Annotated in this window: 13 protein-coding genes; 1 reads left to right on the top strand and 12 read right to left on the bottom strand. The window is 60.1% G+C overall.

What is annotated here, in order from left to right; translation table 11 throughout:
* Positions 1–398 precede the first annotated feature (398 nt).
* From ACQCSZ_RS05595 to ACQCSZ_RS05585, 3 genes are all read right to left on the bottom strand, one after another.
* The gene (locus tag ACQCSZ_RS05595) at positions 399–701 is read right to left on the bottom strand and encodes a hypothetical protein (protein WP_427007080.1); all 303 of its coding nucleotides are present in this window, start codon (positions 699–701) and stop codon (positions 399–401) included.
* Between the two features lie 195 nt (positions 702–896).
* Positions 897–1,052 (bottom strand): excisionase family DNA-binding protein, encoded by a 156-nt coding sequence (locus ACQCSZ_RS05590; RefSeq protein ID WP_427007079.1) that lies wholly within the window; start codon positions 1,050–1,052, stop codon positions 897–899.
* A 1,239-nt stretch (positions 1,053–2,291) separates the two neighbouring features.
* On the bottom strand, positions 2,292–2,435 hold the full coding sequence (locus tag ACQCSZ_RS05585) for a DUF6884 domain-containing protein (protein WP_427007078.1): 144 nt from the start codon (positions 2,433–2,435) through the stop codon (positions 2,292–2,294).
* 261 nt (positions 2,436–2,696) lie between these two features.
* On the opposite strand from ACQCSZ_RS05585, the gene ACQCSZ_RS05580 reads away from it, so the two are divergent.
* A complete protein-coding gene (locus ACQCSZ_RS05580) occupies positions 2,697–3,896 on the top strand; it encodes an IS4 family transposase (protein ID WP_427004507.1) in 1,200 nt (399 codons plus the stop codon).
* 157 nt (positions 3,897–4,053) lie between these two features.
* Here ACQCSZ_RS05580 and ACQCSZ_RS05575 read toward each other — a convergent pair whose 3' ends face one another.
* From ACQCSZ_RS05575 to ACQCSZ_RS05535, 9 genes are all read right to left on the bottom strand, one after another.
* Positions 4,054–5,109, bottom strand: coding sequence for a hypothetical protein (locus ACQCSZ_RS05575; protein ID WP_427007077.1), 1,056 nt, complete (start codon positions 5,107–5,109; stop codon positions 4,054–4,056).
* Positions 5,110–5,133: 24 nt separating this feature from the next.
* Entirely contained in the window at positions 5,134–5,358 is a 225-nt protein-coding gene (locus tag ACQCSZ_RS05570) for a hypothetical protein (protein ID WP_427007076.1), read from the bottom strand.
* A 151-nt stretch (positions 5,359–5,509) separates the two neighbouring features.
* Positions 5,510–5,887: a hypothetical protein gene (locus ACQCSZ_RS05565; protein ID WP_427007075.1), complete on the bottom strand. Its 378-nt coding sequence runs from the start codon at positions 5,885–5,887 to the stop codon at positions 5,510–5,512.
* A gap of 442 nt (positions 5,888–6,329) precedes the next feature.
* Positions 6,330–8,510 carry a heparinase II/III domain-containing protein gene (locus tag ACQCSZ_RS05560; RefSeq protein WP_427007074.1) on the bottom strand — a complete coding sequence of 727 codons (2,181 nt, stop codon included), beginning with the start codon at positions 8,508–8,510 and terminating at the stop codon, positions 6,330–6,332.
* A 189-nt stretch (positions 8,511–8,699) separates the two neighbouring features.
* Positions 8,700–10,505, bottom strand: a complete 1,806-nt coding sequence (locus ACQCSZ_RS05555) for a DUF6270 domain-containing protein (protein WP_427007073.1) — start codon at positions 10,503–10,505, stop codon at positions 8,700–8,702.
* A 173-nt stretch (positions 10,506–10,678) separates the two neighbouring features.
* Positions 10,679–14,185, bottom strand: coding sequence for a glycosyltransferase family protein (locus ACQCSZ_RS05550; protein WP_427007072.1), 3,507 nt, complete (start codon positions 14,183–14,185; stop codon positions 10,679–10,681).
* Positions 14,182–14,895 (bottom strand): hypothetical protein, encoded by a 714-nt coding sequence (locus ACQCSZ_RS05545; protein ID WP_427007071.1) that lies wholly within the window; start codon positions 14,893–14,895, stop codon positions 14,182–14,184. Before ACQCSZ_RS05545 ends, ACQCSZ_RS05550 begins: the two co-directional genes overlap by 4 nt.
* 218 nt (positions 14,896–15,113) lie before the next feature.
* Positions 15,114–16,745, bottom strand: a complete 1,632-nt coding sequence (locus tag ACQCSZ_RS05540; RefSeq protein ID WP_427007070.1) for a GTPase — start codon at positions 16,743–16,745, stop codon at positions 15,114–15,116.
* Positions 16,742–18,535 (bottom strand): dynamin family protein, encoded by a 1,794-nt coding sequence (locus ACQCSZ_RS05535; RefSeq protein ID WP_427007069.1) that lies wholly within the window; start codon positions 18,533–18,535, stop codon positions 16,742–16,744. Before ACQCSZ_RS05535 ends, ACQCSZ_RS05540 begins: the two co-directional genes overlap by 4 nt.
* Positions 18,536–19,031: the final 496 nt, after the last annotated feature.

Below are 19,031 nucleotides of genomic sequence, written 5' to 3'. Positions count from 1 at the left end.
AAAACCACCAAAGTCGCAAAAGGCCGGACACGGTTAAAGACCAGCATGAAAGTTTTCCCCCAGAGTGACGCCCGCGACGGGCCGAAGTGAGCCTGCACGAACGGCAGATACGTGCATCTTACACATTAAGCTACAACAATTGATAAGACTTCTGCTGGCTGGCGGCACCAGATCTCCACATCACGTTGACGGCGAGCAGTGGAAACTGCCTCGTCAATCCCAGTCCAAGGGTGAGAGTCTTCTTGGTGAGTAACCCCGTCGCTTATTTAGGTCTGATAGATCAGCCCTTGCAATCAACTCTGCCGCGGGTGGTTCCATTCGAGTCGATGTGGACTTTCTGCCAGAAATTGGGTGCAGATCCTTTGCTGATTACGAGGATTCGCTGGTCAAAGGAAAGGTCACGAGTCGACTGCCGGCGCTTGTCGTTGTAATTTGAGGATGTACTCGTTGCCCTGGTCACCGACACCCTGGGCGTGGATGGTGATGTACTGGAAAAACGATCCGTCCTGCTGCTCTTTGTTGACGACGTCGTAGGTCCCCACCAGCACGACAGATTCCCCGTTGCAGGAGTTGAATGCGCTGGTGAAAATCTCGGTGCGGTTTGATTCCGCGGGGGCGGCGGTTGCCCCGCCCGCGGGGGTCTGCTTTGCGCTGCTGGGCTCGTGTTGCTTTAGTTTCGCTCTCGCGGAGGAACGCCGCATAGTCTCCAATGGTCCGCGGGTGGACTCCCAATTGGGCGCCGATCTGCTTGTGGCTTAGGCCCTCTGCGAGTTGCGGCGCTGCTTTTTCTATGCGCGCTGCTCGTTCTTCTTGCGCCCTAGTCATTAGGTATCCCCTCTTCGATTTCGCCGGCTGCCATCCTTTGGTGTGGCCATCGGGAGATGTAGTTCTCCAGGTCAAGGGGGGCGCCATAGCCCCCGCGAGCCCATCTGAATCCCGCGCAGTTCGCCGGACTTCAACAGCATTCTTATTGTGGGCAGGCCGACGTTGATTTCTTCGGCGCCCTGCTCAATGGTCAGGAATCGAGGGGTCTGCTCAAATTGCCCCTTCATTGATCCGCGCTACTTCGGCTATTTGGCCAACTCTGGCCCCAAAACGGAATCGCGAACAAGCCTACCGAGGTCGGCCGAGTCGATCGAGTGCCCCGACCGCCGCTTAACCTCTTTGCCTAGATTCAGCACAGTCTCGGACTGTATCGCGTTTGCCAGAGCTTTGGGCGCGGTCGCTGCTCGGGCTTTCCAAACATCTTCAATTTAACCCCGTTTCAGGGATTCTTTGTGGAGGTAGAACATCTGAGCCGCTTTGACGGCCACGGTTTCTTCGGACATAAGGTTCGCGGCCAGGACAAGATCAATTGTGGCGCATGACTGACGCGCCCGGACATGAGCGAATACGCGAACCGGAGCAGATGGTGAACTACGCCCTGCGCGAACTCGGCCGCCGCGTCCATGACCTCACCACCACATCAACGATATCGACAAACACCTGCTCCGCTTGGTCAATGCAATCGCGCCGACACCCTCGCGCTGCCGTGTTTGGGCGGCGGGCTTCTCGCGGGCATGAATTTCTGCTGCAGCAGGAGGATCGCGGTCGTGTCGCGGTCCGCCGTTCCTGGCCCGCCAGCACACACCGAGACTTTGGACTTCACATCTCCCAATTCCAAGGAGACGGTCCCCTTCGGGGAGGCAAAGTCGAACAAGAGCGGCGACATTGGGGAGTTGGAGGTTATTCGGGAGTTTCTGCGCATCGGGGCAGCGGTCAACTCGCTAGGCCAGTCGGACTACGGTGGGACGCTTATGTCCACACCCCGGAAAATGCCATGGACCCGGACGACGACAGCGATGTCTGGGAGAGTCGGGACTCAGCGCTCATGTGCACGTAAAGAACAGCACCAGCGGGCGCGGCGCAAGTGAAAGTGGGTTCCCTGCGCGCATGGGTCACTGGCTCGTTGGGCGGAACGCCCAAATTCTATTTCTTCGTCCACAAGGGGAGCCCGAGATTCGCCTCGCCGAAGATACTCGAGTCTTACTTGTTGAACCGTCGTCCGGACATGACCGATGACGAAAAAACCCGCATCGGGTATAACAAGACGCGCCCGGCCGATTTCCGCGTCTTCAATCATCTGCTGAGGCTGTGGACCCGATACCCTCGGGTCCCCATCAATAGGCACGCCCCAATTGATGACTGGCTATTCATGACAAGAAAAGAATTGACCGGTCAACATGTGGCTGTCTTATCCCACGTCTACCTCGCTTGGCTTCGATCAAATTTTCCAGACCATGCCGTCCCTCCTAAAGGCCTGTACGACTCTTTGGGACGGCATAGGCTGACGCCTTCTTGAAAAGCTGCGAGACGTAAAGTTCGCGGGCCGGCGCCGGACGCTTCAGCTTCTGTGACGCGCAGCCGACCAGGCCCACCGTGATGGGGGTGCTCATGGCAGCGCACTGGTCATCAGCGACGGACCAACGACCAGGACTGCGCTGGCTATCAGCACCAGGAGGACGAGCAGGCCCACAATTTTGACGAACGGGCTGCTCCGGTTACGGCTTGGGTTGAGGTCGGTCGGCGAATGGGGTTTCCTGGTGGCAGGCATGCCCCTGACCATGCGTAGGGATCCGCCCCACGGCGGATCAGGTGATGCGCAGGCACCTAGCCCCAATGCCGTTCACTTAGAGTAGTTGTGTTAATCTTTCGGCATGGCGCGTAGCGGATGGGTGACTCCCGAGGGTCCTGAGCGGTTGAGTGACCACGTCTCGCTCGGTGTTTTGACGCGGGTTTTCCCGCCGGATGTCGTTGATGCGGTGATTGGGCGGACCGGGGCCCGTGAGCAGCGGAACCGGTTGCTGCCGTCGCGGTTGATGGTCTATTACGTGATGGCGCTGGCCTTGTTTTCGGCCGGTTCGTATGAGGAAGTGATGCGGTCCCTGCTGGCCGGCATGGAATGGATCACGGGCCGGTTCCGGGACTGGCAGATGCCGACGAAGGCCGCGATCTTCAAGGCCCGGACCCGCCTCGGTTCCGCCGTGATGGCCGAACTGTTCGCCGAGACCGCGAAGCCTCTGGCACTCCCGGGCGGTCCGGGATTCCACGGCTCCTGGCGGCTGGTGTCCGTGGACGGGACCTGCCTGGATCTGGCGGACACGGAGGCCAACGAGCGCGCGTATGGCAGGCCGGGCACGGCCACGGATCTGAAAAGCGCCTACCCGCAGGCGCGGGTGCTCGGCCTGGTCGAATGCGCCACGCACGCGGTGATCGGGGCCGTGGTCTCCGGCTTTTCCACGTCCGAGCACGACCTCTATCCGGGCCTGCTCCACCGGCTGGAGGCGGACATGCTGGCCATGGCCGACCGCGGGTTCTTCTCCTACACGGCCTGGAAGGACAGCTCCGGAACCGGTGCGCAACTGCTGTGGCGGGTCAAGGCCAACGCCGTGCTGCCCGTGCTCGAGGACCTGGCCGACGGCTCCTACCTCTCCGCCGTCTACGCGAACCCGAAGGCACGGCGGAACAACACGGACCCCATCCGGGTGCGCGTGATCGAATACACCGTCAGCACCGGCGACACGAGCAGCGAATTCCGGCTGATCACCACGATCCTTGACCCGCACGCCGCCTCCGCGGAGGACCTTGCCGAAGCCTACGCCAAACGCTGGGAAATCGAGTCCTGCTTCGATGAACTCAAAACCCACCAGCGCGGCCCCGGGACCGTGCTGCGCTCCAAAACCCCCGACGGGGTCCTGCAGGAAATCTACGGATACCTCTGCGTGCACTACGCCATCCGGTCCCTCATCGGCGACGTCGCCCACCACTTCGAGGAAGACCCCCTGAGGTTCTCTTTCACCCGCACCCTCCGGGCAGTACGGCGTTCCCTCGCCGCGCGCCCGGCTTTTTCCCCCTGAGCGTCTGGCGGAGGCCTTCACGGTCTTCTGCCGCGAAATCCTGCATGAACTGCTGCCCCCGCGCCGGCCAAGAACCAACCCCCGCGTCATCAAAAGGAAAATGTCGAACTGGCCACTCAAGCGAATACCAAAAAAGCCTAAGTAAACAGTATTGGGGCTAGCGTACGACCCGGCCGGTCGAGGCGGAGACCGCCGACGCCCCGATCCAGCCGGGCTTGGCCGCGTAGACCTTCACGGACAGGTTCTTGTGCTCGATGTCCGCTGCGGTCACCTCGTAGCTGGAGCCGGTCGCGCCCTGGATCGGGATGGCGCGGTGCCGCAGCCACTGGTATTTGAAGGTCGTTCCGGTCTGCGACCAGGTGCCTGGAGTGGCCTTGAGGGCTGACCCGACGGTGGGCGTTCCGGTGATGGCCGGCAGGGTCCGGTTGGCCAGGCTGGTCCCTGAGGGGGCGACGGCTGCGGCACCGACGATGTGCCGGGTGACGGGGGTGAACAGAGGTTTCATGCCGGTCACTTTGATGCTGATCCGTTTGGCAAGGTCCGCCTGGGTCAGCTTGTACGAGGAAGTGGCTGCTCCGGGGATGACGACACCGTTGCGCAGCCACCGGTAGGAGATTTTCGTGCCCTGCGACCACGTACCCGGGTTGACGGTCAGGACCGAACCGACGCGCTTGGTGCCGGTGGACACCGGGGTGCCGGCCGTCAGGAGGTGGCCTTTCACGGGCGTCTCGGCGGTGAACGTGTCGCCGGCGTCCTCGTACGGGTACGCCTCGCCGTAGACCGTCAGGCCCATGGTCTTGCCGATGTCGGCGTCCGTGAGTTTGAAGGTGGCGCTGGTCGCCCCCGGGATGGCGGAGCCGTTGCGCAGCCACTGGTAGGTCAGGACATCGAAGCTCACCCGGCTCTCGGGCAGGACTGCGCTGAGGGTGGATCCTACTTCCTGGGTGCCGGTCAGCTGGGGCAGGGCCTGGTACGGCGCATCTTCAAGCGGTTGCTGATCGAAGAAGCAAAACTCCTGCCCGGCTTCGGCGTCCCAGTCGCAGATTTCTTCGAGGGGCCGCTGTTTGGCGGCCATCGTCGACATGGCAATGCCGACTGCGAGCAGGCACGTCACTGCGGTGCGGAGAGGTTTGCGTGCGGTCGTTGTCGTCATGGATCCCCCAAGGATGATGATGATGATGTGCCGGCTGTGCCGGTCATTTCCGGTAGCCATGCGTAGACGGCCGGGTTGGTTGGCTCAGCGGCGAAAGAAATAGAAGGCGTCCACGTTCCGGCTTGTGAGCACTTCGGCATCGTACAGTGCCGCACCGTAGAACTGTTCGTTGGCGAACAGCAGCATGGCCGTGTCCGAGTGGAGGACTGTCAGCCGGAATAGGGTCATGGCCGCGCCGCCGACACCGGGGAACGGTCCGGCGGTGGAGCCGTACCAGGTCTCCCAGGAGGCGACGGAGCGGAACTGCAAAAGGTCAGTCCCGCCCGGAATCCGGTCCGTTTCCTTGAGCAGGAAGAGTGCCCTGCTGACACTCTCGGCGTTGCGCCCGTTGATGAGTTCGTCGATGAGCTGGTCGGTGAGATCTTTGCGGACACGGGAGCCCCTTTCGTAGTGGGGTGATCTAGCGGAGGTCGTGCGTGGCGACCCGTTCGGCCAAGGAGTCGTGGACGGGTGAATCCATGGCCATGGCTGAGGGGTCGTAGAAGCCGAGGCGTTCGCCGATGCGCATCATCTGGTTGGCGTGGCCTTCGCGTTCCATGGTGATCAGGGCGCCGGCGCAGTGTTTGGAGTCCTCGGTGACCTCCCCGGTGCCGTCCTCAGAGCCATATTGCAGGGTCTTGTGGCAATGGAAGGAGGCGTCCGCGTGCAGGGAGTCGGCGATGTCCCGGGCACGTTCCCGGTCCAGGAACGGGGTCCCGTCAGACCAGAACGGGCAGTTGCCGCAGGGGCGTTTCAAGGCGAAGGGGCGGAAGGGGGCATCGGCTGTGATGGCCATCATGTGTACGGACCGGGCAGGCGCTGTCATCGGCCCGAACGCGGAGCCAAAACTCCCGGTTCGCAGGTAGAGTCTGCTGTGGGGGAACAATCATCTGTCTGCCGGGCGCCGGCAGCGCCATTCCCCGCGACCGTTCGATCAAGGTGGGGGAATTGAAGAACAGAGTTTACCGGGCTGCGCTGACGACAGCATTGGCGGCCTCGACCGCACTCCTCGGACTTGTTGTCCCGGCGACACCGGCCCTGGCCGCCAAACCGGCCATCTCTCCGACAGTCAAGGCCACGAACCTGGCGCCAAAGAAGCCCACCACGGTGTGGCCTGCCGAGAGGGAGCGCCGGGAGCTGGCACGGTCCAGCACCGCAAGCACATCGTCCAGGGCCTCCTGGGGCAGGACGCTAATCCTGGATAAAAAATGCTATGTACAGGGATTCGCAGTCCGTAAGTCCTAAACTGACCCGGCGGTCACCACGGTGAGCGTCAAATGCAACGGTTTCGAGCCCTCGTGGGGAAAGTGGAGCGAATAACTGTCCTCGTATCGCCCGAAGCTGGTGCCAATAACACTTGTCTCCTCCTGCGTCGGGGCCAAACCATAGTGCGTTGTTGGCGGTACGTCGCATGACAAAAGCAGCCGATGTTCTGAATTCGGGTGGGCCAGAATCACACCGTTTGGAACCCTGGTTGGGACAACCCCTTCCGCCAAATGAAATACGGTTCTGCTGTCGATTTGGGTTTGGGCTGAGGCGTCAGACAAAACGCTGTCCGAAATTCCGATATTCAGTTCTGTCAGACTTCCGTGCAATTCCCGGCGGACCAACAGATTCGGGTATGCACGATGAGCACCTTTGAATTCAAAGTCGAACTCGGTGTACGCTCCGTCTAGCATGGCGAGGTGTGGCTCGATGGACTGCTCCTGGCCAACTACTGCAACTGCATTGTGGGCCCAAGCACTGCGCAAGTATGCAGGAACTGGTTCCAGGTAATCGTGCGAGTAGAAGCTTGGATCGACAAGCCACTCGATCCCATCAAAGAAAAGCGTGAAAGATAGATTGTCCTGATGCTTATGAGTTTTCGATCGAGACGTCGCAAAGAAGCAAATCATGAAGGGTTTCTCTTCGTGGTTTCCTTTGGCGATACCGTAGCCCGCTAGCGGAAGAAGATTTGCCTTAGGCTCTTCATACGGCACCCGCGCCCTCGGCTGAATTTGCTCAGGGTTCGCTAAGTTAAATGTATCTCCTTGTGCCGGCGAACGACGGTCAGGATAGCGAAGATACTCGGACCAGAGATCCAACTCTGCCGCTACTTCTGACACGTCACTAAGCCCACCTGACAGCTCAATCATTCTCCCTGCTAATAAAACCAAGCTCTGAATGCCGTGGTGGTAGCCAATCGAGTTTTCGGCAAAGACGGCGTACCCCGCATCGCGAACGATTAGCTCTTCGAACTGTCTTGAGAGACGGTGTTTGGCTTTGTCAATCCAGCGGCGACCTTCCGGGCGATATGGGTTGGCAATGCCTGCGGCCATGAGGGCAATGTCCTGAAACCAGGCATGATTGTGGAACCTAGAATTTTGATTGGCAGCATAGAAAGAATCAGACTCCAGCAGTTGGGCGTGACTCCTAATTGCGTCCTCCATCTGCGCAATAAAGCGGACGTCACTGCCTGATTGGCGGATGCTGTCCAGGATCACAAGAAGAGATATCAGGCGTTCAGCCGTCCCGTGATCGTACCAGGCATAGCGCATGTCGGAAGACGCTTGATAGTAGTTGTCGCGTAACCAACCGACAACCAAGTCCCGTGCTGAATGGAGCGCTGTGTCATCTTGACTTTCCCCAGCATAGACTGCCATGTAAGCGGCTGGGTACAGCGAATGCCAGATGTAGCGAAAAGTCGGGTTATCCGCTACATGATCTGGAACAGACTGCCGAATGCCCCAATCTAGTGCGATTTCCCCGTGAATGGGGAACTTGCCGGTGTCGAGAAAAGTTCGCACCTGACCTGTAAGCGACTCATTTGTCCCTCGCAGGTAGTCGGTGAGACACGAGCGTAGCGGGGGCACCAGGTGAAATCCTCCCTCTCCGGCGACCTCCCTCCGGACGAACAGCTCATTTCCAACAGACTGCCAATTGCAAGCGGCCGCGACGGAAATGCCGGCCCCCTCTCGCGAAGGTGTCCCCTTGACGTAAAGCCGCAGATCGACGACGGCGCTTGGCTCGACTGCCTCAAAGCTGTTCTGCACCAAGTAGGCCAAATCTTCCGAAAAAAAGCTAGTGACTTGCCATTCATCCTGAATAACGTGGCGAATCTTGATATGACGAAATCTACGATCAACAGTGTGACCAATAGCTAAATATGCAATTGAGTCCCATCCGTCCAAGCAATAAATCGATGTCAAACCATTTAAGTCAATTGAACCACGCTCAAATTTGACGCGAAACTCGTATGTTCCCAGGTTTCCAGCAAAGGCCATCCGGGCGGCCTGCGAGTTAATTTCCAGTTCGCCGTTACCAGAACAATTGTCCTTATTGAAGGGGACCGAAGGCGCCGGTGCAGTATCAATATCTGACGCAACATAATCGCCGATCTTTGTCGCCCGACCGCAGATTTCCGTCTGAATGGACTCATGCACATTCCTATACGGCTCTAACAACCTGGATTCACTCCTTTTCTATTTATGCAATATCCGGCGGACGCTCATGCGAAAATACCAAATCAATGCCTATAACGCGGATTATTTGGTTATTATTCGAGCGACCATTAATACGCATTAGTCGCCGATGGCATATATTACTATGCCCAAGGCTGGCTGCATTATCAGCTATTGTTCCCCATTTGCCACTCTTTCGATCCCCCGGATGGTCCGTTCATACAAGTTTGGCCCAAAGTGAAACGGAGAGGGGCCCCATTTGTGCTGTGGATCCGAGACAAAATCGGAACGATCGTAGGCAATGAAATGCATACCTGGCTGTCGTCTAAGCTGACGATACAACCTATCAAGTATCCGATTGTGTTTCTGCGTCTGATCCGGGCTTCCAACGAGTTCACCGTCTAGAGTGTTTTCCGCCCAGTACACCTCGTTGACGATGATCTTGTCGGCTGGAACTATTGCTAGAAGCTTTTCTAGTCCCGCCACAAAAGCTTCGAAATACTCCGCCGAACCGACCTCCACCAGATCTTTCGGGTTGGGCATGACACCGCAGGTCTGCAGTTCGGGCGAAAAGGTCACATAACTACTATCGTGACGAATCATCTGGAGCCGCTCATCGATCAAATCCAGAAGGAGAAAATCGAACGAACTTCCAATCAGCAAATCGTCCAACTGTTTATCAAGATCAGTGACGACCATCCGTCGTTGGAAGGCGCTGGGGTTAAGTTCGAGGTTCACATTGTCTATAAACTTCGTACGAGTTGCAAATGCGCTTCCCAGTGCAGTTCGTGCTCGATAGTCAACAAGTTCAGGCGAACCTTGAAGGTCGAACGCGTCGCGAGAGACGCAACTGCCGAGGATAAATATTCTTGTTTTCAAAGGCTTTTTCACACCGTGTGAATCGACGCTTTTGGTGCCCAAATAATGTCCGAATCCATCGGTAAATTTCACTTCAACAGAATCGCCTTTTCCCAGCATAGAACACTGCCCGCCAGTTAGCTCTTGGCGGACAATTGATTGGCCACCACGAATAAGGGCGACTTCCATTTTGAGAGCGCCGTATCCCCTCGGCTTCTCGCCCATTGTAATGTCCACGTGCGTCTCCATTTCATCCGCAGTTACAGTGATTTGCGTTGAAATTTTGCCAGCGTCCCAAAGGTCTCTTAGATCCATCGGCAATGCTGAGAAGTCGCGGGGAATCAGGTCTCGCTCGAGGATCTCGTTGTAGAGACTTCGGGGGCTCCGCGATGGGTCGGAAATTCCAGTTAGAAGTTGCTGCAGTAGACGGTCAAACGCTCCGCGATCGCTTGAGTCGAGACGGGATATTAGAAAGGCTTGAAATTTATCATTGACATAGAGACCGTTGCCTCGATGGGTGAAATCGTGCGCGTCGAGATAGCGTGCGACCTCCTTCATCTTTAAGTCAGCCGTGATGGATTGGAAAATAAATACTCGAGCTGCGCGATTCTTTCCTGCGGAATCTCCGGGCGGATTGAGAATCTTTTGCGTCCCCGTATCGTCTGAAGGAAACGACGTCGGATTGACCACGAGCGCGGAAGCACCCTCCAGTTGATTCGAAAGCGCAATTGCGGCGAGGGCATGCTTGCCACATCCTACGAATAGAATGGGCCCATTGAGTCGACCCCTCAGTTCAGACATGATTTCCATCACATTGCCCGAAGGGTTTGTTCCTCGCATGATTAAAAGGTGCGGCCCAACCTGATTCGCTACCTTTTCAAGGTAAGTCTCAGCATAATTGCCTGGTTCATCTTTCGCATCTGAGAGAAACACGATGGCTGCGACAAGGCGCTTCCGCGCTGCGATAGCCGGCCGTACATCTAGGACTATTCGATTTTCCCCCAGGCTATCGATGGTATGTCGGCCGCTCGTCCAATGGGGGGCACCAATGAACGAGGCGGCGTCGCGCCAATCGTGAGATGCGGAGCCGGGCCCCAGTGCTGTCGGTCTTTGCTCCAAGTCGGCGGTTCCTTATACTTCCTCTGAGGGATGACTAATATAGCACCAAGTCTACGTCCTGGTGTGCGATGCTGCCTGTTGCAGTGTGGCCATGGGAGTTCCTTGAAATTGGTGAATCAAGCGGGCTCCTGGTGGTTGGTGCGGAAATGGATTGCCGGATGAAGGGCCGACGATCAACTCATTATCTTCAATTCCGCACCGATAGTCTGCTCATAGCCGCTTTGACGCCTCACACGTCTCGCGGCCGCGGATGACATGGTCACGAAAGCGTCCGGGTCCCGTATGATATGCGCAATTCCTACTGCCATTCCAGCGGCATCTTCTCCTGCTGCAAGAACCCCGCAAGACGGATCAACAAATTCTGGTATCGCTGTCACAGCAGTAGTCACTGGGACGAGCCCAGAAGACATCGCCTCGTCTCTAGAAACGCCCTGCGAATCCATCCGAGTCGGTGTAATGAACAGACCGTAGTCCTTATGTATGGCAGAAATCTCAGATCGCGACAGAAAACGCCGCTCGATCGTCACGTTGTCGAATCCGGTAAGCGGTTCCAGCGTTTGATCAAAAAGCACGCCGTCGCCAATTATTCTGATATCCAGCTGATCAAAAAAGTCCTCCCGGCTAAGCATGAGGATTGCCTCAACCGTCAGGTCGTTCGCGTATTTTCGAGATGCAAAAGGACGAATACTCAACAACTTAAATCGATGTTCCGGGACCTTTTGAACATAATCAAATAAGTCAGTATCTATGTAGTTGTGCACGATTGAATACCGACTGGAGGGAAGCAGAATGCCAACGTCCTCCATAACTTCCTCAGCAAAATATTGAGAAACAAAGACGAAGTGCACATTGGGATGGACATCTACAAAAACATCTCGCCAAAGAGCCATCCGAATTTCACTGGCCACTTTGGCGTCAGTTCGTTCGGCTTCCGTTGAGTAATTGAAGTCTCTTCTGTACCAGGGCTGGACCTCCGCTCCGTGGATCCAGATTGTCACGCTCCCCGACTTCGCATAGTGGGAAACAACGGGCCACATCTCGGCGTCCAAGAAGTGAACAAGGACGTGGTCCACAGTGTGCTGTCCCAGGAAACGCCTCAAATCAGCCGCACCGCCAACGTGTACGTCAACACCTTCGAACTCGTACGAGTGAGAGCTCGCCCGAGGGTTCAGGCAGAAGACCTCACAGTCGACGCCAGCGTCTTGATATCCCTTGACCCGGCTGTGGATGAACCCGTTGCGATAAAGGGCGGACGACGACGGGTAGACGTTCGTCAAAATCAGTTTCTTGGGACGAATGAGAAGCGGCGCCGTAGACGCTGGCGACTCGACCGCCTCTAGCGCAATGCCTCGGAGCGTGCAAGTGCCGCTGCCCTGAGCACGGAGACCGAAGAGGACGCTGGAGGCATTCTCCGGCATTTTCACATCGTGATTTTGTCCTGGGTTCAGCACAACGTGGTTCATTCGATTCGCCGCCGAGTCGAAGAAGACGATCACGACCGACAGTTTGAGGCCCGCCGACGTGATCGGATGGATCGTCAGGGAGTCACCATCGTCTAGAAGTAGGTCTCGGGGTATCCGCTCCCCAGCGTAGACGTACGTATGTTTGGACGCTGGCAAATCAGAACGGATCTGAAGACCATCAGCCCCGGCTTTGATCTTGAGGAGTTCGTTCCCGGACCTACCGCTGAAAAGCTTCGCCAACTGCTCCCCCCGCAGGCCGTTAAAGGGTATCCCTGACTCCTGGGTCGGGATGATCGCCTCCGCGGCGCGTTGGATCGATTTCATCGATCTGCCTGTGTCGATATGGAGGTCATCAAAGACCGTTGCGTCCGACTGTGATTCTCGCCGGTAATTGAATCTGTCGATAACCAAGACCTTGTCCCCGGCAAACAAGGCATTGTCGCAATCTCTCAGCCAGTCCATCAGGCTGATCTTCCCCAGGACCGCCGTCTTGCAAACACTGTACCTGATGGGACTCGAAGTCTTCCAGATGTATTCGCACATCCGGTCATGCGTGTCCTTGTCGGATTGTTCCGACTTGCCCACGACCTCGGCATCGCTATACAGAAACGCCAGAGCCAAATCCATAATGTAGTCCGGGCCATAGGCATCGTCCGCGCTAAGGAAAGCAATGCCTTCCTCGGACAACGTATACCCGAATACTGACTCGGCGTCGGATTCCCTAAGGAATTCGACTCCCTCAATAGCGCCAACCCCGCGAGTGTCAACTTCAGAACCCACGACTATGGTAAGGCGTTTGTTCCTCCACGACTGGTTCTGGAACATTCCCAGGAGTCGCTCCATCGCCTCGTTATTGTTCGCGCGCCCTACGATTCTTACCCATGGCAATCGACGTTTTACTCGGCCGCCCCAAATCTTCTCTGCCACATATTCCAGACGGTTAGCGGTCGTGTGCTCACACAATACCTTCCGTAGAGCCAACAGACGCTTATAAGCTGCGAGGGCCGATGTCCTAGCGGCATCCGCTGGGTCCAGTAGCGACCTGACTTGCCGTTGGATCTCTGTGACATCATCGCTGGAAACGACTAAATCGCCGAACATTAGGCGGAGCCCGCGCGAGTAGTTGCTCACAACGTGTGTGTTCGACACCATGAGATCAAGGGCTCGCCTCGCGTACATGGTTTGCGACTGCTTCACAGAATTCAGGTTGATGCCAAACTCAAAACCCTTGTAGGATTTTTCAACCTCCGCAAAGGGCAGGTTGCCGTGGATGAGAGGTCGGTATTTTTCCGGGAATACAAAGGCCGGGTCAGTCCCCCCAAACCTTCTGTCGAATATTACCGTATCCCCGATTTCGCTGGTCGCATCGATGATCGATTCGAAGTTTCTTTGACGTTCCGGATACCGAGCATAGTACGTTCCCGCAAAGCTGAATCCTGGGAGCCGTGGAATAGTCTGGACCGGGCCGTGAAGCATTGGTTCGCCGAAAAACGGCAGGACGAAAACATTGTCACACCCGAGTTTACTTTTGTAGTTTTCGACACTGTCAAAATCAGTTGTGAAGACAAAATCGAAAATCGACGCAGTACTTACGAACGAATTGTAGTGGACTGGATCTTCCTTGTTCCAGAACACTGTGGGGATGGATCGGGCCTTGCACCAGGCGACAAGTTCGATCAGCTCGGGGGAAAGATGGTTAACCTTGCCCCGCCACGCGCCGCCGTTTCCTTCCCATGCGGATTCAACCAAGAGCAGGTTCGGGCGCGCCTTCTCAATATCCGGCTCCCAGTTCTCCACCGATAGAGGGAAGAGGCTGCAGGCCTTAGTAAAGGCGTGCGTTGTGAACTCATCCATGATTGCGGCTACCCGGAGGCTCGACACGTCCTGGGTTCCGGGCATTTTCCAAGAGGCAGCGGAAGACCTCTTAGACTCCGCACTCTTGGGGTCCTCGTCTTGGGAATGGTGGGCCATATCGAGCCGGTCACGCAGGACAGACAGTGACCTCAGGAGCGCGTCTCTGTCGGCACGAAGGGACGACAGGGCTTGTTCCTGTCCCCTGGCAGTCTGCTCCAGGAGGTCTTCAACTTCACCGAGCCGAAGCTCAAGGTTGGTCCGATCCTGCTGGAGGTGTCGAATGTCAATGAGCATGAGGGAATTTCGTTCGGAAGCAGCGATCTCCGAGTATGCGTAGCCCGGGCCATTTTCTTCTTGGCTCATTTTGCCGTCCCCCCGATGTTCTTCTTGGTTTCTACAACGATCATTCTGGGCAAACGCCAGAGAAGTGCGACCGCAGCCCACGGATTCTTCAGCGACGAGGTGATGAGTCTGCCAATCCTCATAGAGCTGGATTCCTGCAGGCTCCGGATTTTGGAGCGCTCTTGGGTCAGGATCCCCAGTGCCGTATCCAGGCGTCGCGCTTTATCGCGTCCAAAGGTTTCCTTGTTAACCATTGTCCGGCTGTATGACGCAATCTCATTTTTCAGCCGTAGCACCTCCGCCTTGAGATTTCCCTCAGTGGCTTCGAGTTCGGCGACCTGTAGCAGCAGCCTCGTATTGAGGGCAGAATATTCCTTCTGCTCCAGCCCAAACGCCGTCTTTGCTTTTAGGGAACTGGCCTCAAGATCCGTGATGATCCGATGAAGGTGGTCCTGCTCGGCAACTTGGATCCCGACTTGAATACGTGAGCGCTTCTCTGCGTCGTCAAGAAGACCTTCAAAGGAATTCCTGACCCTTGCGTTGTCAGCCCGAACCTGCTGAAGTTCCTTGCGTGCTTTCGTTTCCCTCTGCTTGGAGAGCTCGAGCTGTGCCATGAGCGCCAGTTCAACTCCGGTTAGTCGTGGCGCGGAGACATCCGAAAGGGTTTGGTCGCCATCCCCGTGCTCGTTTAGTTCTTGATCAGCCGAATCCAGTTCGATGTCGTTCTTCATGTATTCCTTCTTCAGCCTGCTCGCCAGTTACTAATAGAGCCGACGACAGCGTCGTACCAGGGCCCAACCCAGTTACCGAGGGTGAGCCCGATTCGCATGGGGATCGATGACTCCATACAGGCTATCGGAGATCAGCCGCTGGGCTGACCCCACGCTGCCTATCCCGGGCAAGGCGGCTCCAGGTCATTGATGGATTTTGTCCGTGCCACGTTCTGGCACTAGCGGATCGAACTGATCCAGCGAGCCGATTGCAGGGCCTTGTTGAAGGACGCGAGCCGCCCGACCTCCCGTTCCACCGGCTCCACGACGAACTTCTCGGCCACGGCCGCGACGGCGGACCGGAGCCGTTTCCGGGCCGCCGCACCACGCGCCCGGGCGGCGGCGCCCGCGACGGCTTTCGCCGCGATGGCAAGGATGATGCCCAGCAACACTCCCCCGCCGATCATCACCGTCGGTACAGGCCACCCCTGCACCCGCGGCACCTCGGGGACGGGCAGCTGCAGGTAGCCCAGCCCCGCCAGCACGCCGAGCCATCCGAATCCGCCCAGGGCGGCCAGGAGCGCCAGCCACTGGATGGCGTTGAACATCGTCCACCACCAGGACGATCGGCCGGCTTTCAGCTCAGCGGAGGCAACAGCCTGGTCCAGCGCGTCGGGGAGCCTCTCCCTACCCTCCCGGGCCGCGCCGCGGATGACGGCGCGCCAGGGGCCGGGGGCGCCGTCGGACGCCGCGTCCGCAAACTCGCGGACGGCGGCGTCGGTCCGGGCGCGTTCGGGCGCCCCGGCGGGCGGCAGCGAGGTCCTGTTCAGCTCCGGCCTGGCGCCGTCCCGGCGCAGGTTCAGCCGGCGCAGCGGATCCGGGCGGAACCGGACCAGCCAGCGGGTCACCGGCCAGCCGGTGCGGCGGGTGGCTTCCTGCCGGTAGGAGCGGACCACGGCCTCGACGACGAGCGGGACATTGGCGGCCACGGCCAGCTCATCGGCCAGCCTGGATGTGGCAGCGGCCCCGGCGCCTGCCGCCTCCCCTGTTCCGGAGGCGGCGGCGAGGTTGGCGGCGGCCCGGGCGACGTCCGCGGCGAGCCGCTGGGAGATGGCCTGCCGCTGCATCGCCGTCTGGCGGATGGCGTCACGGACCTTCTCCACCCCGGTTCCCGCCACGGCGGAGGCGCCGAGAACCTGCACCGTGCCCAGGCCGTCCCGCGCCAGGATGCCCTTGAGTGATTCCAGCACCGGACGGACATCGTGGGCGGGCAGCCTGTCGAGCTGGTTCAGCACCACCAGCGTGACGGCCCCGTGGGAGGCCAGGGGCGTCAGGAAGTCATTGTGCACCGCCGCGTCGGCGTACTTCTGCGGATCCAGCACCCAGACGAGCACGTCCACGAGCCCCACCAACCGCTGCACGATCTCCCGGTGGGCTGCCTGCGTGGAGTCGAAGTCCGGCAGGTCCAGCAGGATCAAGCCGGTGCCCTCGTCGGCGAATCCGGGGACCGGGGCGGCGTGGTGGCGGTTCGGGACCTCAAGCCAGTCCAGCAGCTCCCCGCTGCCTTCGGCACCCCAGACACCGGCCAGGGGTTCGGAGGTCGTCGGGCGCCGGACGGCCGCCGTCGCGATTTCCGCCCCGCTGACGGCATTGAAGAGCGATGACTTGCCGCTGCCGGTGGCGCCAAAGAAGCCCACCACGGTGTGGCCTGCCGAGAGGGAGCGCCGGGAGCTGGCACGGTCCAGCACCTGGAGCGCCTCGTCCAGGGTCTCCTGGGGCAGGACGCCGGCGGCCAGGTTCCGCGCCTCGTCGAGGGCCTCGAGCCGGCGCTGCAGCGCTGAGGCTTCCCGGACCGCTCCGTGGCGGCTCACGCGGAAGCCGCCAGCCGGCGCAGCGCCGCGGCGTGCGCCGCGAGCACGGCGGGCGGTACGCCCCCGGAGAGGTCGAGCCGGGCCAGGAAACGCTGCTGCTCGGCCGCCAGCAGGCCCTGGCAGCGGGCGTGCAGGTCATCCCGGGCGGTCCTGGCCAGGCGGCGCACGGCGTCGTCGCCGAACACCGCTTCCAGGAGCCGCTGGCCCACGACGGCGGTCCCGCCGGCGACGCCGATTTCCAGGCCGGTCAGTCCGGCGGTCATCGAGAACACCACGATCATGAGGGCGGCGCCCAGGCCGTTGATGCCGAAGGACAGCCAGCGGGCCTGGGTGCGCCTGTCCTGGCCCTCGGTGCGGATCAGGTCCATCAGGCTCCCCTGCCAGGCCCGGATTTCCTCGGCCACCTTGTCGCCGAAGCCCGCGCTGGTCCCGGAAAGGTCGTCGCCGCCCAGCAGCTGGCGGACGGCCGGATCGGAACGCCACCGCTGGTCGGTGCGTTCCGCGGCGTTGGCGGCTTCATCGATGATCACGGCCTGCAGTCCGGTTTCGATCGCGGTTTCCACCCGGACCGCGGGCGTTGGCTCGCCCCGGAAGAACGCGCCCATCCGGTCCCGGAGGCGTCCGATGTTCTGTTCCATGGCCCGGAAGAACTCGCCGGTGCCGACGAAGTCCTGCCAGCGGGCCAGGACCTCGCCACGCAGGAGCGCGCCGTCCCGGGTGGCCTCCAGGATCCTGGCCACGGCGTCCTGGTAGGCGTCGCGGGTCTCCTGGGAGAGGACCCCGGCCGCGCGTTCCTGGGCCCGGGCCGCCTGCGCCACCGTCTCGACCCGGCTGCCCAGCGCCCTGACGGTGCCGTTCAGGGTGCGGCGGGCAATGTCCGCCCGGCCGGCGGCATCCGCGGCGAGCTCAGCGAGCCAGGACCGCAGCGGCTCCACGGCGGCTGGCGGCAGCATCCCCATCGCGTCCAGCGCGGCTTCCGGCACCACGAACAGGCGCGCTCCGCCCAGCCCCTCCCGGCCGAGCATGGCCTGCAGGTCCGCGCTGACTTCTTCTTCGGCTGCCGGCGGGACACGGTCCAGCACCACGGCCACGGTGATGTCGCGGGACGCGGCGTCCAGCAGCAGACGCCACGGCACGGCGTCGGCGTAGCGGTTGGCGGTGGTGACAAAAATCCACAGGTCCGCGGCCGCCAGCAGCTGGCCGGCCAGCCTGCGGTTGTCCTCGGCGACGGAGTCGACGTCGGGAGCGTCCAGCACCGCGATCCCGGCGGGCACCGCGGCGTCGGCGAGCAGCACCAGCGAAGAGACGGCCCCGGTTCCGGGGGCCGGTCCGGCCTGGTTGGCGGGCAGCGGATCACGGGCCGCGGTGCCGCGGATCCGGCTCAGGCCCGGCAGTACCCGCCGGTCCTCGAACCAGCCCGCGTCGTCGGGGTGGTGCAGCAGGAGGGGCTGGCGGGTGGTGGGCCGGATGGCGCCGGCGCGGGTGACGGCGTGCCCCGCCAGGGCGTTGACGAGCGTGGATTTTCCGGCGCCGGTGGAGCCGCCCACCACGGCGAGCAGGGGCGCGTCGAGGCTGCGGAAGCGGGGCAGGATGTAGTCATCGAGCTGGGCGAGGGCGTTGCGGATGTCCAGCCGCGCGGCGTCCGCGCCGGGGAGGGCGAGCGGAAGGGCCGTCGCGGCGAGGTCCCGGTGGACTTCTTCCAGCAGTTCGACGGCGGCGCTGGACCGCGCTGCCGGCGGCTGCTTCCCGGGGGTTTCGTTGGCGCTCACAGCATCATAATGCCAGTTCATGCGAGGCCTTCTGCCCATTCTCGCGCCCGATGCCGAATAGACGAATGCCCCACACCGCGTCGAGGCGGTGCGGGGCACCTGTCTTACGTATGAACGTCAACGGAACGGCGGCCCAGGCTGCAGTTTCGGCAGCCTGCCAGGCGAAACCGTCGCTTGTTCAGTACCGCAGCATTCGGAGCAAATTCCGACGAACTTGTGGGGACAGTCCCAAGGGACGGCGCCCTCCCCCAGGGGCAACGTGATTCGCATAGGACCTTTATAGCAGCCAGGCCGACAGGACGCGCAAAAGTGATACAGGCTAACCATCCTTGATGTTGCCAGCATTCAGGCACGAGCGCTGGAACCCCGGTGCCCGGCGTTCCATGCCGTCAGGCCTTCAGGTGTCCTGTCGGCCGTCTTTGGCCTCGTGCGAGCACTCCCCGCAGAAAAGTGAGTCGGTGACAACGCCGCAACACTGGCACAGGTGTTCGAGAGACCTTGGTTCAAGGACGTAAAT

This window comes from Pseudarthrobacter sp. H2 (assembly GCF_050157045.1).
In the GTDB taxonomy this organism is placed as follows: Bacteria; Actinomycetota; Actinomycetes; order Actinomycetales; family Micrococcaceae; genus Arthrobacter.
Note: the sequence above shows the minus strand (reverse complement) of the source record. Positions and strands in the feature narration are given on the sequence as shown.

Excerpts from the sequence above, each read along its gene's own strand:
- ACQCSZ_RS05595 (WP_427007080.1), bottom strand. The coding sequence starts at position 701 with ATGCGGCGTTCCTCCGCGAGAGCGAAACTAAAGCAACACGAGCCCAGC.
- ACQCSZ_RS05590 (WP_427007079.1), bottom strand. The coding sequence starts at position 1,052 with ATGAAGGGGCAATTTGAGCAGACCCCTCGATTCCTGACCATTGAGCAG.
- ACQCSZ_RS05585 (WP_427007078.1), bottom strand. The coding sequence starts at position 2,435 with ATGAGCACCCCCATCACGGTGGGCCTGGTCGGCTGCGCGTCACAGAAG.
- ACQCSZ_RS05580 (WP_427004507.1), top strand. The coding sequence starts at position 2,697 with ATGGCGCGTAGCGGATGGGTGACTCCCGAGGGTCCTGAGCGGTTGAGT.
- ACQCSZ_RS05575 (WP_427007077.1), bottom strand. The coding sequence starts at position 5,109 with ATGGCTACCGGAAATGACCGGCACAGCCGGCACATCATCATCATCATC.
- ACQCSZ_RS05565 (WP_427007075.1), bottom strand. The coding sequence starts at position 5,887 with ATGATGGCCATCACAGCCGATGCCCCCTTCCGCCCCTTCGCCTTGAAA.
- ACQCSZ_RS05550 (WP_427007072.1), bottom strand. The coding sequence starts at position 14,185 with ATGAGCCAAGAAGAAAATGGCCCGGGCTACGCATACTCGGAGATCGCT.
- ACQCSZ_RS05545 (WP_427007071.1), bottom strand. The coding sequence starts at position 14,895 with ATGAAGAACGACATCGAACTGGATTCGGCTGATCAAGAACTAAACGAG.
- ACQCSZ_RS05535 (WP_427007069.1), bottom strand. The coding sequence starts at position 18,535 with ATGAACTGGCATTATGATGCTGTGAGCGCCAACGAAACCCCCGGGAAG.